This is a genomic window from Burkholderia sp. JPY481, from assembly GCF_038900515.1.
Classification (GTDB): Bacteria; Pseudomonadota; Gammaproteobacteria; order Burkholderiales; family Burkholderiaceae; genus Paraburkholderia; species Paraburkholderia youngii.
On the sequence record NZ_JAYMRT010000010.1, the window covers coordinates 51,937 to 67,335 of the forward strand.

Annotated in this window: 15 protein-coding genes and 1 pseudogene; 4 read left to right on the forward strand and 12 right to left on the reverse strand. The window is 62.7% G+C overall.

The genetic code is table 11. From position 1 onward, the window contains the following. Positions 1-8 precede the first annotated feature (8 nt). The 6 genes from VSR82_RS23050 to VSR82_RS23075 form a co-directional block, all read right to left on the reverse strand. Positions 9-1,901 (reverse strand): thiamine pyrophosphate-dependent enzyme, encoded by a 1,893-nt coding sequence (locus tag VSR82_RS23050; RefSeq protein ID WP_429463335.1) that lies wholly within the window; start codon positions 1,899-1,901, stop codon positions 9-11. Positions 1,902-1,918: 17 nt separating this feature from the next. Continuing rightward, positions 1,919-2,989: a Gfo/Idh/MocA family protein gene (locus VSR82_RS23055; RefSeq protein ID WP_429463333.1), complete on the reverse strand. Its 1,071-nt coding sequence runs from the start codon at positions 2,987-2,989 to the stop codon at positions 1,919-1,921. Beyond that, entirely contained in the window at positions 2,986-4,101 is a 1,116-nt protein-coding gene (locus tag VSR82_RS23060; RefSeq protein WP_429463331.1) for an ABC transporter ATP-binding protein, read from the reverse strand. The genes VSR82_RS23055 and VSR82_RS23060 overlap by 4 nt, the downstream gene beginning before the upstream one ends. A 4-nt stretch (positions 4,102-4,105) precedes the next feature. Beyond that, positions 4,106-4,951: a carbohydrate ABC transporter permease gene (locus tag VSR82_RS23065; protein WP_410848344.1), complete on the reverse strand. Its 846-nt coding sequence runs from the start codon at positions 4,949-4,951 to the stop codon at positions 4,106-4,108. Next, positions 4,944-5,825, reverse strand: coding sequence for a carbohydrate ABC transporter permease (locus VSR82_RS23070; RefSeq protein ID WP_410848343.1), 882 nt, complete (start codon positions 5,823-5,825; stop codon positions 4,944-4,946). Before VSR82_RS23070 ends, VSR82_RS23065 begins: the two co-directional genes overlap by 8 nt. A gap of 61 nt (positions 5,826-5,886) precedes the next feature. Continuing rightward, on the reverse strand, positions 5,887-7,170 hold the full coding sequence (locus tag VSR82_RS23075; RefSeq protein ID WP_429463329.1) for an extracellular solute-binding protein: 1,284 nt from the start codon (positions 7,168-7,170) through the stop codon (positions 5,887-5,889). A 236-nt stretch (positions 7,171-7,406) separates the two neighbouring features. Here VSR82_RS23075 and VSR82_RS23080 point away from each other — a divergent pair, with 236 nt between their 5' ends. Beyond that, positions 7,407-8,126 (forward strand): IclR family transcriptional regulator, encoded by a 720-nt coding sequence (locus tag VSR82_RS23080; protein WP_368581414.1) that lies wholly within the window; start codon positions 7,407-7,409, stop codon positions 8,124-8,126. A gap of 153 nt (positions 8,127-8,279) precedes the next feature. On the opposite strand, the gene VSR82_RS23085 is transcribed toward VSR82_RS23080, so the two are convergent. Beyond that, positions 8,280-8,756 (reverse strand): bacteriohemerythrin, encoded by a 477-nt coding sequence (locus VSR82_RS23085; RefSeq protein WP_410848340.1) that lies wholly within the window; start codon positions 8,754-8,756, stop codon positions 8,280-8,282. A gap of 193 nt (positions 8,757-8,949) precedes the next feature. Between VSR82_RS23085 and VSR82_RS23090 the strand changes: the two are divergent. Continuing rightward, positions 8,950-9,087, forward strand: a pseudogene (locus tag VSR82_RS23090) (oxidoreductase); the annotation flags it as partial. Between the two features lie 131 nt (positions 9,088-9,218). Next, the gene (locus VSR82_RS23095; RefSeq protein ID WP_368581683.1) at positions 9,219-9,464 is read left to right on the forward strand and encodes a hypothetical protein; all 246 of its coding nucleotides are present in this window, start codon (positions 9,219-9,221) and stop codon (positions 9,462-9,464) included. A 282-nt stretch (positions 9,465-9,746) separates the two neighbouring features. On the opposite strand, the gene VSR82_RS23100 is transcribed toward VSR82_RS23095, so the two are convergent. From VSR82_RS23100 to pdhA, 3 genes are read right to left on the reverse strand one after another with little or no spacing between them, the layout of a single operon-like run. Beyond that, a complete protein-coding gene (locus tag VSR82_RS23100; protein WP_429463326.1) occupies positions 9,747-10,868 on the reverse strand; it encodes a dihydrolipoamide acetyltransferase family protein in 1,122 nt (373 codons plus the stop codon). Positions 10,869-10,872: 4 nt separating this feature from the next. After that, positions 10,873-11,853, reverse strand: a complete 981-nt coding sequence (locus VSR82_RS23105; RefSeq protein ID WP_410848338.1) for an alpha-ketoacid dehydrogenase subunit beta — start codon at positions 11,851-11,853, stop codon at positions 10,873-10,875. Continuing rightward, on the reverse strand, positions 11,846-12,961 hold the full coding sequence (gene pdhA, locus VSR82_RS23110; RefSeq protein WP_429463322.1) for a pyruvate dehydrogenase (acetyl-transferring) E1 component subunit alpha: 1,116 nt from the start codon (positions 12,959-12,961) through the stop codon (positions 11,846-11,848). Before pdhA ends, VSR82_RS23105 begins: the two co-directional genes overlap by 8 nt. 162 nt (positions 12,962-13,123) lie before the next feature. Between pdhA and VSR82_RS23115 the strand changes: the two genes are divergently transcribed. Next, complete coding sequence (locus VSR82_RS23115; protein ID WP_429463320.1) at positions 13,124-13,255, forward strand: hypothetical protein; 132 nt, start codon at positions 13,124-13,126, stop codon at positions 13,253-13,255. A gap of 67 nt (positions 13,256-13,322) precedes the next feature. On the opposite strand, the gene VSR82_RS23120 is transcribed toward VSR82_RS23115, so the two are convergent. Together VSR82_RS23120 and VSR82_RS23125 are read right to left on the reverse strand one after the other, a co-directional pair. After that, positions 13,323-13,670: an NIPSNAP family protein gene (locus VSR82_RS23120; RefSeq protein ID WP_410848335.1), complete on the reverse strand. Its 348-nt coding sequence runs from the start codon at positions 13,668-13,670 to the stop codon at positions 13,323-13,325. Beyond that, the gene (locus VSR82_RS23125; RefSeq protein ID WP_429463318.1) at positions 13,667-15,394 is read right to left on the reverse strand and encodes an FAD-dependent oxidoreductase; all 1,728 of its coding nucleotides are present in this window, start codon (positions 15,392-15,394) and stop codon (positions 13,667-13,669) included. The genes VSR82_RS23120 and VSR82_RS23125 overlap by 4 nt, the downstream gene beginning before the upstream one ends. Positions 15,395-15,399: the final 5 nt, after the last annotated feature.

The window sequence follows — 15,399 nt, forward strand, 5'->3', positions numbered from 1 at the left end:
CGCCCCTTTCAGATTCGCGTCTTCGTATAAGCGTCCTGCACGCCGTCGGACCATGGGCCGACGTTCCACTGGCCATACGCACCCATCCCGCCCGCGGGGTCCGCACCGTAATAGACCGGCACGTGAATCAGACTCAGGCCCGGGTGAGCGTGCGCCTGCGCGAGCGCATCGCGCAGACCTCGCTCCGTATCACCCGCCGACAATGCCATCACGCCCGCCACGGCTCCCGCCATCGCCACATAATCGACGGCGACCGAATCGTTGGTGCGGTAATCGGTATCGAACTGCGCTTCCTGCAAGCTGCTGATCGCCGCCATGCGGCGGTTGTCGAGCAGCAGGATGGTGCCGTGCACGCCATGCTCGATACCGTCGATCAGGATCTGCGGATTCATCATGAACGAGCCGTCGCCGGTGAACGCGACGCCATAGCATCCTTTCCCCGCGATCGCCTGAGACAGCAGCGCGGAAACGGCGAAACCCATATACGACGCACCGGACTCGGTATACGTTTCGCCGGGCAAGTCGTCGCGGATCACCTGGAAGCCATTAGCCTGCACGTCGCCGGCATCGAAAAACTTCAGCGCACCGATCTCGCGGCAAAAACGCTCGGCGATGGCGATGGCCTGCGGTTGCGTCAGCACCTCGCGCCGCCAGACCGCATCGAAACATCGAGGGCCGCCGGCGCGCGCGTCGCGCAAGGCCAGCCACTCGGCTTTCTTGCGCGCGGCCTCTTTGAGCCACGCCGATTTCGCCGGCGTCAAAGAACCGGCCAGCGCCACCGCCAGCCGCTCGCAGATGGCCGCCGCATCTCCCAGCAACGCGGTGCTTTCGTTGTAGTGCTGGACGTCGGTCGGATCGGCGTTGATATTGACCACATGACGAACCTTGGGCCAGCCGATGCCCGAGCAGTCCGACTGGCACACCGCGCGGCTGCCGATCACGATCAGCAGCTCTGCCTCCTGCATGGCCCAGTTGCCGCTGATCGACCCTTTCGAGCCCGCCACGTGCAGGTTATGCGGATGGGCGTCGGGCAGCACACCAACCGTTCCGGGGCTCAGGACCGCGACCGCACCGCTGGCTTCGGCCAGCCGCCGCACCGCCGCCGCAGCATGACGCGCACCGGCGCCGACCTTGATGGCCACCCGGTCCGCGCCCGCGATCAGCTTCGCAGCCACGGCCAGGGACGCCTCGTCCGGTATCGGCAAACGCGGCCAAACGGGTCGGGCCGCAAGCGCATCGAGTCTCAGCGACACCCGCGCCAGTTGCGTGTTCAGCGGCAGATTCAGATAGAACGGCGCGGGCCGCCACGGATGAAACACGGCCGCACTGCCATTGCGCAACGCGTCGCGCAATGCAGCGGGCGTATGCAACGTATAGGACGCCCCCATCCGTTCTGTCAGGGACCCAAACAGTCCCTGCCCGGGGCGAGGAATCTGCTGCATGTTGTAGCCCTCGCCGTGCGTCGTCTCGTCGCCATACAGATGGTAGACGCCGACCCCGTTCGACGCAGCGGCCAGCGAGCCGGCGAGCGCTTGCAACGCGCCGGGCCCGATCGACGTGAGCACCGCGGCGACTTCGCCGTAGACCCAGGAAAGCGCGGTGGCCGCGTGCGCCATTTCCACTTCGTTGCGGAACTGCCAGCATTTCACGAGACCGTGCGCCTCGTAGATACGCAGAATCTCGGCAATCGCGGTATTGCCGTGTCCGAAGATCGCCAGATACTTGGTCACGCCCTGCTTCATCAAACCCAGCACGAGCGCTTCGGCCAAAGGCAGTTCGACGACATCGGAAAGCAGGCCGTCCGCCAACGCCTCGCTCAGCCCGCCCGCCTCGCGCAACCAGGCGGCGCGGCTTTCTGTCGTGACCGGAAGCTGCTTCGACGGAGTAACGAGATCAGACATGGTTGTGCCTCGCGGGATCAAAATGCCAGGCGAATCGCCTTGCCTTCACGAGCCGACTGCTCGGCCGCCGACGAGAAACGCAGCACCTCGCGGGCCTCCCTCGCCGTTAGCACCGGCGCCCCACCCGTTTGCAGCGCATTCAGGAAATGCCGGGTCGACAGCACGAAGCTCTGCTCCCACCCGCTCGGCACGTCGTAGGTCGTGAGCTGGCCGTCGCGGTACAGGGTCACGGGCGGCGTCGCCCCGAGCCGTCCATGGCCGCCGTTGATGAAGAGCACACCCGACGTGCCGGTGATCTCGACGCGATCGTCCTGCGCATAGTGGCGCGTCACGAGTTCCATGTCCGGCGAATAGACGATCTCCAGATTGCCGACACGATTGCCGGGAAACCGGAACGAGATGATCGACTGTGCATCGAAACGCATGCCGCCCGGACCTTCGGTATCGCCGATAAACGCATGCACCTCTTCCGGATCACCCATGAAATGCCAGGCGAGCGCGAACTTGTGATGTCCGTCGTCGAAAACGAGCGGCCCGCCGCCCGCGTGAGACTTCTCACTGCGCCATGCCGATGCGGACGGTGGCACTTCCCACGCCGTCGCGCTGCGCGCCGGGTTCGACTTGATGCGGATCGACAGCGGCGTGCCGATCGCGCCCTGATCGATCAGCTCGCGCGCCTTCAGCACCGGCGGATAGAAGATGAAATTCTCGAAGACCTTGAAAGGCCGGTCATAGGCCTCGGCGGCCGCCACGAGTTGGTCCGCCTCGGCGAGATCGACGCACATCGGCTTTTGCAGCGAGACGATCTTGCCCGCCGCCATCGCTTTCAGCGCCACCGGCAGATGCAGATGATGCGGCAACAGAATCTCGACCAGATCGATGTCCTCACGCGCGAGGAAGCGATCCACGTCCTCCTCGACCGCGACGTCGGGAATGCCCCAAGCAGCGAGCTTGCTGCGCGCCTGCGCCACATCCCGGTCACAGACGCCGACGATGCGTGCCAGCGGATTTTGCAGGTATTCGATGGCGTGCAGATCGGAGATGCGACCCGCACCGATGATCCCCACGCGAAAACGAGATCCCGTCATTTTTCTTCCTCTATTTGAATAGTCTCTGTTGGCGATGGTTTGCGTTCATCGCTTCGCGTGGCGTGATTCCCGATCGCGATTCCGTCCGGGTCGAAGCGATGCAGCTTTGAGCTTTCCACATTCAGTCCGACTTCGTCTCCGCGGCGCACCGCGTGCGCGAGCGGCGAGCGCACCGTGAGCGTCGGCAGGCCATTGCCGATGCCGAGGTAATACAGTGTCTCCGCGCCAAGCTGCTCGACGAGTTCGATGCGCCCGCCAACGCTCGCCTGCCCGCGCGCGCAAAGTGTGATGTGCTCGGGCCGGATACCGATACAGTCCACACCATCCGGCGCGCTGCGCGGACCGGCATCATCCCGGCTCATTAGATACGGCCAGGCCGACGCCGGTAGCACGTTCATCGCAGGCGCGCCGATAAAGCGCGCGACGAACAGATTCGCGGGCCGTTCATAGAGCTCCATCGGCGTGCCGACCTGCTCGATCTTGCCGCCGTTGAACACGACGATCCGGTCCGCCAGCGTCATCGCCTCGACCTGGTCGTGCGTGACGTACACCATCGTCGCCCGCAACCCGGCATGCAGTCGCGCGATCTCGAGGCGCATCTGCACCCGCAACGCGGCATCGAGATTCGAGAGCGGTTCGTCGAACAGAAAGATCTTCGGATGGCGAATGATGGCGCGCCCGATCGCCACGCGCTGCCGCTGCCCGCCCGACAATTCTCTCGGCGTGCGTTCCAGCAGATGATCGAGCTGCAGCGTCTTGCCGACCTCGCCCACCTGCCGCCTGATCTCGCGCTTGTCGACGCCCGCGAGCCGCAATCCGAAGCCGATGTTTTCAGCCACCGTCATGTGCGGAAACAACGCGTAGGACTGGAACACCATCGCTATTTCACGCTTCGACGGATGCACCTGCGTCACATCCCGGCCATCGATATGGATCGTCCCGCCCGACACGTCTTCGAGGCCGGCGATCATTCTCAGCATCGTCGATTTGCCGCAGCCCGACGGGCCGACGAACACCACGAACTCGCCGTCGGCGATGTTCAGATCGACGCCATGGATGACCTCATGGCCAGCGAACGATTTGCGTATGCCCTGCAGACTCAATTGCGCCATTCGATCACCCTTTTACCGCGCCCATGGTCATGCCCTTGATGAAGTAGCGCTGGAAGAACAGAAACACCAGCAGCGTCGGCAAGCTCGCCAGAATCGACAACGCGCCCTGCACGCCCCAGGCGACGGAATACTGGCCATTCAGATTCACGATGCCGAGCATGATGGTGCGTTTGTCGTCGGATTGCGTGAACACCAGCGGCCACAGAAAGTCATTCCAGATCCACGTGAACTGCAGCGTCGCCAGCACCGCGAGCGCCGGCAAACTGAGCGGTAGCACCACCGACAGCAGCACGCGCGGCTCCGATGCGCCTTCCATGATCGCGGCTTCACGCAGCGTGCTCGGCACCGTTGCGAAGAAGTTGCGCATCAGCAGCGAGCAGATCGGAATACCCAGCGCCGTATGCACGAGGAAGACCGGCCACAGTGTGTCGATCAGGCCGAAAAAATTGAAGAGCCGGAACAGCGGAATCAGAATCACCTGCGGCGGAAAGAACATGCCGGACACCAGCACCAGGAACAGGCCATTCGAGCCGCGAAAAGGCAACTTCGCGAATACGTAACCGGCGAGCACGCCGAGCGCGGTCGAGACGATCGTGGCGGGCACGGTGACGGTCAGCGTGTTCACGAAATACTGGTGTACCGCGGGCTTCGACAGCACTTCGATGAAATTGCCGAGGTACAGCCTGACCGGCAAGCTCCAGAGATCGCCCAGCGCAATGTCGCGCTGCTCCTTCACCGACGACAGCAAGACGCCGACAGTGGGTAACAGGAACAGCACCGCCAGCACCACGAGAATCGTGAAAGTGGCCGCTCTCGCCGGATTGAAGCGGGCATACAGACGCTCATCCATAGATGCGGTCCACCTTGCGCAACTGACGGAAATACAGGCCGATCACCGACACGGCGATCAGGAACAGCACCACGGAAATCGCACTGCCATAGCCCATGTGATATTTCTTGAAGCTCTCGTTGTACATGTGCATGGCCAGCGTATCGGAACTGTTGAACGGTCCACCGCCGGTCATGATGTAGAGAATGTCGAAACCCTTCAGTGAGTTGATCACCGACAGCGCCACCGCGACCACGGTGGACGGCGTCAACAACGGCAGAATCACGAGGCGGATGCGCTGCCAGCGGCTCGCGCCTTCGATATGGCATACCTCCTGCAAGTCTTCGGGAATCGCGGTGAGCCCGGCGAGATAGATCACCATCGACAGCCCGGTCTGTTGCCACGACCACGCGACGATCACGGACCACAGCGCCGTATTCGGTTTAGCGAGCCACGCAAAGTCGTGAGGGGTTCTTGTCGCGTGAGACAGAAACAGGTTGAGCAGCCCCCAGTCGGGCTGATAGATCCAGATCCAGATCTGGCCGACGATCACGGCCGACAGACAGATCGGCAGATAGAAGATGCTCTTGAACACCCGGGAACCGGGCACCTTCGAATCGAGCAGCAGCGCCAGACCTAAGCCCAACAGCGTCGGCAACGCGATAGCGGCAACGATCCACAGCGCGGTATTGAGCGCCGCATGCGAAAACAGATGATCGTCGCGAATCCGCGTGAAATTGGACAACCCGACAAAATCATAGTCGGACGAAAAGCCATTCCAGTCTGTAAAGCTGTAGTAGAACGACGACAGCAGGGGGCCCACCACCAGTATTCCGAAAAACCCCAGGGGCAGCGCGAGAAATACCACGCGCCATAGCCGATCGTGTTTCCTCATCTCGCGTCTCTACCGGAAAACAAGGCGGGCCGCCGCCGGGCGACCCGCCTTCGTGGAGGTGTTACTGCTTCTTGAACGCGGCCTGCGCATCCGTCTGGGTCTGACTCAGCAGGCCCTTGATATCGCCAGGCTGGTCGATGAACTTCGCGAACATCGACAGTCCGACTTCCGACACCGGCGGCGGCGTGGCGAGGTCATAGTTGAAGGCGAAGCTGTTGGACTTCTCGACCGCGGCGGCGGCTTTCTGCATCACCGGGCTGTAGTGGGACTGATCGACCTTCACGTTGGCCGACAGCGCGCCCTGGGACGACGTCCATGCCGACTGCACGTCGGTGTTGCTGACCATGTAGTCGAGCAGCTTTTCGCTACCCGCCACGTTCTTCGAGTTGGCGGAAATCACGAGGCCGTCCACCGGGCCCAGCGCGACGTTCGGCACACCCGCCTGCATCTGCGGGAACACCGCAACGTCATAGTCCTTGCCCGCCACCAGATGGTTGTTGTTCCAGTAGCCGGTGATCCACGTGCCCATCAGCGTCATCGCGGCATCGCCCTTCGCGACCTTGTCGGCGGCATCGGTCCAGTCGATTGCGTTGGCGTTATTGTTGAAATAGCCCGCATCGAGCATGGACTTCCATTGGCCCATCACCGAGCTCACCTGCGGATCGTCGTAGCGGGCATGCCCCGTCATCAGCTTCGCGCGATAGTCCGGCCCCGCGGTACGCAACAGCATGTAGTCGAACCAGAACTGCGCAGGCCAGCGATTCTTCGAACCCATCGCAATCGGCGTGATGCCTTGCGACTTGAGTTGCTTGCACATGGCGAGGAAGCCGTCCCACGTGGTCGGCATCGTCGTGATGCCCGCCTTGGCCATCACCTTCGGGTTATAGAAAACCCCGACGAAGTGATAGTCGACCGGCACCAGATAGCGATGCCCGCTGTAGCTCGTCGCCGCTGCCGCGATCGGTTTGGAGATCACGGAATCCAGCCCCGCGGACTTCCACATGCCGTCGATCGGATGCAGGCTCTTCGAATCGGCGATGAATTGCGTCTTGGCGCCCGCCCAGAAACTGAATACGTCGGGCAGGCTATGCCCGGCCGCGCGTACCAGGATCACCGACTTGAAATCCTCGTGTCCCACCGGGCTTTGCTTGATTGCGATCCCGGTCGCCGTGGTGAATTTGGCGAGTTGTTCGTTGAACGCCTTCTCCCCCATGTCGCCGGTGAAATAGTCGCTGATCGACACTTCGCCCGAATCCGCGAAGGCCGGGGTCGTGAATCCCGCGGCCGAGGCCAGTAGTGCAGCCAGCACAAGCGCGCGACGCTTTACTCCGTGTCTCCCCAACATGCCTGCCTCCGTAAAGTTGACGCATGCAAAACAACTTGGATTAAAAACTGAACTCACCCGACAGACCGACCCAATTCACCAGTACTGAATTTGCATAGGCACAACATTACTTCACATCTAGCGTAAAAAAATCCGTGTAATTCCCTACGTTGAGTGATTTTTCGGCTAGAGTTTTCCTATGTAAAACTTTTAATGTTTTGCACACGAAAACTTTTATTGGTGTGGAGGGATATTTCATGCGACTGCTCCAGTCCCTGACTCGAGGCCTCGAAGCACTGACGTATCTGCGGACTCATCACGGCCCCGTCCGGCTAACGGAACTCGCGAGCGAACTCGAGATGGACAAATCCATGGCCGCCCATCTCCTGAAGACGCTGGTTGCCGCCGGCTATGCGGCGCAGGATTCCAACCGGCGCTATCTGGCCTCGAACGGCAGTCAGCCGGGCAAGCCGGTACAACGCACGCTGGAGGAAGTCGTCGCGATCAAGGAAGCATGGCGCCCGGCGCTGGAAAGACTCGCCGCGTCCACCGGGGAATGCACGCATCTGGCGGTGCTGGTCGGCTCGCGCGTCTGGTATATCGACAAGGTCGACTCGACCTTGCCGCTCAAGGTCGATCATCCGATCGGCGCGCTGTCGCCGCTGCACTGCACGGCGCTCGGCAAAGCGTTCCTGGCCTTCGGCCACGCCGAAACGCCCGCCGAATTGGCCGCGTACACGTTGCGCACCCTGACCTCGGAGCTGGCTCTCGCGCAGGAGTTGGAACTAACGCGCCAGCGCGGCTATGCCATCGATGACGAGGAATTCACCGATGGCATCCGCTGCGTGGCTCGCCCCATCTACGACGGGCACGACGAGATGATCGCCGCGATGGGCATCTCGTGCCCGAGCGTGCGCGTCGACGCGGCTCGCCTCGCCGAATTGGGCGACATCGTGCTGCGCGAGTCGGGTAGTTGAACGGGGGGATATCGTCGGCGGCGATTTCAGTCGCGACGCCCGCAAGCGACGATGCGTTGACGCGAGCCGAGCCACGCGACACGGGTTGAGCCAGCAGCCTGCTGGCTACAACTTATGAGGTCCAGTGTATTTCGACGGTCGAAACGGCAAACTTCAAATCGTCCGCCTCAAGACAACAGGTTTTCCACCCATCGTCTGTTTGGTCATCCATGCGGCAAGCGCCGAATCCAGGTAGTCGGCGTGTCCGGGAAACCAGTTGTACAGATGCATGCCGATGTCATGCACCAGCGCGCAACCGGCCTGCCCCGCTTCGACCGCTGCTTTAACGTCGCGGACTGACTTCAGCACGGCTTCGTGCTCTTCGATGTGGCAGTCGCGCGGGGGAAAGTTGGTGGTGCGCATCCATTCGTCTTCCTGCTCGAAATGGCTGACCGCATGCTTCTCGAATTCCTCGATCGCGGCAAGGGCGCTCGCATCGGTGCAGGTCACGAGCCGTAGCGCGACTTCATAGAATTCCTTATGCACGTCATCCATCGGCGTGAAGCCGAGGAGCCGTGCGTCTGACCACACAAGGCTGTTGTCACTCTCCCGCACAGGGGCTTCGACATCTTTCAATACAGGGGCTGTCATGTCCGTTCAATCCGGCTTTATCAAGAGTTCTATGATAGCCGTCAAACATGGAACGCCGCGAATTTCCCAGCATTCCATCATCAGCGTGGCTTAAATCCTTCCGTCTTTCGAGACTAGCTGGCTCGAACACCAGCGCCTCGCAGATCGAATATTCCTGACTCGGCTGGCCACGGCATATTGCTCCCTCGCTCAACACGACTTGCAGGAGCGCGATCGCTACGTCATCGCGGTCAAGCGTGACAGCAACGGACGCGGCGGTTCGATGAGCTTCATCGACGACACCGCCGAGGGCGACGCCGTGGACGTCTCCTTGCCCCGCAACGAGTTTCCGCGTGCTGGTTCTGATTCAGGAAATCCTGACGGCTGAAATCAGTGCTTCCTGAGACGACATTCCGCCGGCGCCGATTGGACGCACGCACCGATCTCCATAGCATCGACTCATCGTCTATCGAAGGGAAAATCATGGCGGGCAATCGGTCACTGCGTTCGGAGGTCGAAAAACTCGTTGGCCCGACACGGGGCCGCGGGGCGTGCGTGCGTCTGCTCGACCGCTCCCGCTCGGGCGAAACATGCCGCGTGTGCATTCAGATCGATCGGCCCTCCGGGACGTTTTCACTCTTCTTCTTTCGCCATGCCGACGGCACATGGCACGTGTTCCCGCCGGGCCTGCGCCGTCCGGAAATGGGGATAGGCCGCCTGGCGGCCTGATCGTTCATCAATCGATGAAACGTCACATCGTCGGGCGCTATCGCGGATTCGTTATCGAAGCACACATGGAGCCACGCACGGCCCGTTTGTCCGATGGAATCGCGCTGACCTATCACGTCACGTGGTCGTTACGCAGAAGGACACGAAAACAACACCTCACCGGTGATTTCGCCGATCCGGTTACATACGAGTCGGAGAGCGTTGCCCTCGTGTGCATCGACCGCGAGGCTCGCGCTCTTATCGATACGATGCTGGCGAATCACGCCAGGCACACGCTAACCGCTACCACGCGTTCTGCAGATCCGCGATCGTCGCCGCCAGGAAGCGCGCCGCCTCGCCGCCTGTCACGACGCGATGATCGAACGTCAGACTGAGCGGCAAGATCCGGTGCACGGCAGGCGCACCGTCTGCCGCGACCACCTGTTCATGGATGCGCCCCGCGCCGAGGATCGCGACGGTGGGCGGCACGACGATGGGCGCCGCGTACTTCCCCGAAATCATTCCGAAGTTCGACAGCGTGATCGTGTTGCCGCGCATTTCTTCCGGCGGAATCTTGCGCGCGCGGATATCGGCGCGCATCCGGTCGAGACCGCCGCGCAGATCCGCCGCATCGCGATGCGCGACGTCGCGCAGCACCGGCACGAAAAGCCCATCGGGCAGATCGACGGCAATGCCGAGATCGATCTTCTCAAGGACATGGCGTCGCCCCGTATGTCCGTCGAACCATGCGTTCAGTGGCGGCTCGGCGCGGCAGCCCGCGACCAGCGCGCGGATCAGGCGGATCGTCACGTCGGTGTGCGGCGGCCACGCATGAATATCGGCGTCGTCGATCACGGTCGCGGCGGCCACTTCGCTTTGCGCGCGCGCCATGTTGTGCGCCATCGCACGCCGCACGCCGCGCAGCACTTCGGCCGGACCGACTTCGCCAAGTATCTTCGCGACGCGCTGCACGTCAGCCGCCGTGATCACGCCTTCCGGGCCGGACGGCGTCACCATCGAGAGATCGACATCCAGTTTGCGCGCAAGCGCGCGCGCCGCCGGAATCGCCTTGATCACACCACCGGCCGCGCTGACGCCACCGCCCGTGCCAGGCGACGCAGGCGCTTCCTGCACGACATGCTGGCCAACTTCCATATGGCCGACGACAGTGCCCGCGTCTGCATCATCGGCCTCGCCCTCGAACGCGACGAGCGGCGCGCCCAGGTGCACGATATCGCCGGTCCGTCCGAACAGCTTCGTGATGCGGCCGGATTGCGGCGACGGAATCTCGACGATCGCCTTCGCCGTTTCGACCGACAGCAACGGTTGATCCGCGCGTACTTCGTCGCCATCTTTCACATGCCATTCGACGATTTCCGCTTCCTGCAAGCCTTCGCCGAGGTCCGGCAGTTTGAAGATTTTCATGGCTTTACGACGCCTCCATAGCTTGCCGCACCGCCGCGACGATGCGCGAGGCACCCGGCATGTATTGATTCTCGAGCCGGTACAGCGGCACCACCACGTCATAGCCGGTCACGCGCTGCACAGGCGCGAGCAGCGAATAAAGCCCGCGCTCGGCGATATTGGCGGCGATCTCCGCGCCGATGCCGCCCGTGCGCGAACCCTCGTGCACGATCACGCAGCGGCCCGTCTTCGCCACCGAGGCCAGGATCGTGTTCATGTCGATCGGCTTGAGCGTCGCGACGTCGATCACTTCGGCCATCACGCCTTCCTGCGCGAGCAGATCGGCGGCGCCCTGTGCGTCCTGCACGGCGCCGCCCCAGCACACCAGCGTCACATCCGAGCCGTCGCGCAGCGTAAAGCAGGTGTCGAGCGGCAGCCCTTCGCCGTTGTCTTCCACTGTCTGCCGGAACAGCCGATAAAGGCGAGTCGGCTCGAAGAAGATCACCGGGTCGGGATCGCGAATCGCGGCCAGCAACAACCCGTACGCGCGCGCCGGCGACGAAGGCGTGACGACGCGCAAGCCAGGAATGTGCGCGAACAGGGCTTCGGGGTTTTCCGAGTGATGCTCCGGGGCATGGATGCCTGCGCCGCACGGCGCGCGGATCACCAGCGGACAGGTGAGGCGTCCGCGAGTCCGATGCCGCAGACGCGACGCATGATTGAGCACGTGATCGATCGCCGGATACAGAAACCCGCTGAACTGGATCTCGGCGACGGGCTTCAGTCCCATCGCTGCCATGCCGATCGCGGTGCCCGCGATCGCTGACTCGGCGAGCGGCGTGTCGAGCACGCGCTGCGCGCCGAAGCGTGCCTGCAAGCCGGCCGTCGCGCGAAACACGCCGCCGTTCACGCCGATGTCCTCGCCGAGCAGCACGACGGCGGGATCGTGTTCGAGTTCGTATGCGAGCGCCAGGTTGATCGCATCGATCATGTTCAGATCAGCCATGGCCGTTGCCTCCGTTCTGACCATGCCGACCATTGCCCGCTATCGGTGCGAATCGCTGCGCGTTTTCCAGTTGCTCACGCATGGCATGCGGCAGCGTCTCGTACAAGTGATCGAACATTGCCGAGGTATCGGGGGGCGGCACAGCCAGATACGCCTCGACGGCTGCCTCGACCTGCGCGTGACACGCCCGGCCGAGTTGCTCGTCCTGCGCTTTGTCCCAGAAGTTCATCCGCATCAGATACTTGCGCAAACGCAGCAGCGGCTCGTATTCCCATTGCTTCCGAATCTCATCCGGGTCGCGATAACGCGTTGCATCGTCGGCCGTCGTGTGATCGCCGAGTCGATAGCTGAGCGCTTCGATCAGCGTGGGGCCATCGCCTCGGCGCGCTTTCGCGAGCGCCGCATGCATCACCTGATGCACGGCGATGACATCGTTGCCGTCGACCTGCAAACCGTCGATGCCCGCCGCGATTGCCTTCTGCGCGAGCGTTTGCGCCGCGCTCTGCGTGCTGCGCGGCACCGAAATCGCCCACTGGTTGTTGTTGACGACGAGCACGAGCGGCGCCTGCCAGACGCCCGCCATGTTCATCGCTTCGTAGAAGTCGCCCTTCGATGTGCTGCCATCGCCGCAAATCGTCACGGCGACGCGCGGTTCGCCGCGCAGCTTGAACGCGTAGGCCGCGCCGGCGGCATGACAGACCTGTGTGCCGATGGGAACGCAATTTGGAAAGTCGAGCCGCGGTACGCTGAAGTCGCTGCCGCGTTCGTCACCGCCCCAATACAAGAGGCTTTCCGTCATCGTGACGCCGCGCAGCAATTGCGCCGCATGATCGCGATACGAAGGAAACAGCACGTCATCGGCCTGCATCGCGCTCGCGACGCCCACTCCGATCGCCTCCTGCCCCACCGACGAAGCAAACGTGCCGAGCTTGCCAGTGCGCTGCAGCGCGACCGCTTTGGTATCGAATGCGCGGGTCAGCACCATCGCGCGATAGAGGGAGATCAGCGCCTCGGGTTCCCGCGCAAAGGCCGGCAATGGCTGTACGGGCTCGCCTTCGGGACCGAGATATCGCGTGTACCCGATGTGAAAACTGGCAGTCGTGGTCATGACCGCCCTCCTTATTCTTCCGATGTGGAATGCGTGCAGGAGATCACGTGCACAACCCGTGCCTGTAGGCGCGGAAGTGCCGGCGCCCTGAACGGCGGTTCGGGCGGCTTATCGTTTGACACGGAAAGCGGGGATAAGGTGCGAAATTTTTCTGCGTAGTGCGTGTCAGTGCAGGAGCCGCATCTTTACGGCAGCACGACGCTGAAGGACATCGAACAGAACTGCCTCGTGCTGGCCGACGGCTACTTGCTGGCGGTCCGCGCAATTGACGATCTGTGGGCCAACCAGACCTGAGCCGCCTCTTCGGTCAAAGAAGCACGCGGGCTCCGCGATGGAGCCCGCTTCGGCCGAATGCTTCGGATTACTTTGCGACGCTATCCAGCGCGGTGGCCCGAATGAGCCGTGTCTCCTGTGCCGTGATCAGATGGCCGGATGCCTTCAGATAGGCGGGGAAGTCCGGGTGCGTATCGCGTGCCAGGCACCGTCGTTCGTAGTCGGCCAGATCGTCATACCCCCACAGGTGAGTGAACTGGTTCTGCGGTCCGACCATACTCGTCCAAAAACCGAGCGGATGTCCAAGCGTCTCGAGCAGGATTGGCATCGCGAGCCTGTCGAACACGTCGAGAAACTCGGGCATCTTGCGTAGCGCGATCGTGTAGACCCGGAAATCGACGAGGGGCTTGGCCAGAAACATTGGTTGGGTATTCATGCGTATGCCTTCTCTTTGCGAGTCATCGCTTTGGTGGCGATCGCATTTCCGGTGACGAACCCGAACGTCATATTCGGCCCGTGGGTGATACCGGCGCCCGGGTAGTTGCCGCCCATCACGCTGCGCCGGTCATTGCCGACCGCGTAAAGGCCCTCGATCTCGCTGCCGTCGGCCCGCAGCACCTCGCCAGTGACGCTGGTCTTGAGGCCGTCGAACGTGCCCAGATCGCCCATCACCACCTTCACCGCATAGAAGGGGCCGGTCGCCACAGGCGCAACGCAAGGATTGGGCTTGTGGTCCGGATCGGCGAGATAACGGTTGAACGAGGTGCGGCCGCGTTGGAAGGCCGGGTCTTCTCCGCGCTCGGCATCGCGATTGTAGGCATGGACCGTCATTTCGAGCGCATCGGGAGCGATGCCGCAATTGCGCGCCAGCTCGCCGATCGTGTCGCCCTTGATCAGGTAGCCTTTGCGCAGCAACGGCCCCACCGGCATCGGCGCGGGCTTCGCATAGCCCAGTCCATATTTGCCGAGCGCCACCTTATCGCAGATCAGCCACATCGCCGTCTCCCGTTCACCCTCGCAGGCGCGCATCAACGCGGCGCCAACGTCGTGGTAGGAGTTCGATTCATTGGTGAAGCGCTGACCGTTGCGCAGCACGCCGATCACGCCGGGTTTATACCGGTCGAGCAGATGCGGAAATACGCCGGTGCGGCCCTTGCCAAACGGCACCTTCGAGACAGGCATCCAGGCCGCCGCATCGGCGAAGCCGAGCTTCACGGCACCGCCCACCTTCTCCGCCATCGTCAACCCGTCGCCGGTATTGCCGACGGGCGTGGGCGACAGATGCTCACCGCCACGCTTCACATGCGGATAGACCTGCGCAATGCGCTTGAGATCGTGCGGGAAGCCGCCACAAGCCAGCACGACGCCGTGCCGGGCGGTGATTCGAAGCTCACCGTCCGCTGCGCTCGCGCGCACGCCGATCACCTTGCCGCTCTTGCTCAGCAGTTCCTTCACAGGCGTCGAAGTGAGGATCGGAATGTCGATCGCCAGCGCCGACTTCGCGAGTCTCGCGGCGAGCGCGTTGCCGCTCGTGACGTTGATGCCCCGCCGGTAGAGCGCAAGCTCCTTGATGTGCGTAGCCAGACGGCGGGCCACATACATGAACGAAATGATGGACTTGGTCGCGCGGAAGAAATGCTTGAGGTCCGCGTTCGAGGAATTGAACATCATCCCCATGAACGTGATCGTCTCGAGCGGCTGCTTGAGGCGGCGCATGTCCTTGCCCAGCCCGCGAATGTCATATGGCGCGGCGAGGATCGAGCGACCGATGTCGACGCCGCCGGGCGCATCCGGGTGATAGTCCGGATAGAGCGTGGGCACGAACTTCATCTCGGTCTCGCGCTCGAAGAACTCGACCATTTTCGGCCCGTTCTCGACAAAGCACTCGACCGCGGCGGCATCGTAGTTATTGCCCGTCTCGCTCATCATGTATTCGCGCACGCGCTCGACGGTGTCAGCCGGGTTCTGCTGTCGGCCGTATTTGCTCAGCGGAATCCATAAGACGCCGCCCGACAGCGCGGTCGTACCACCGAACACGGGCTCCTTCTCGAGCACGATGACATCGAGGCCGCGCTTGCGTGCCGTGATCGCAGTGGCGAGGCCCGCGGCGCCCGATCCGACCACGACCAGATCGCAGGTGATCTCCTTGGTCATATCCAATCTCC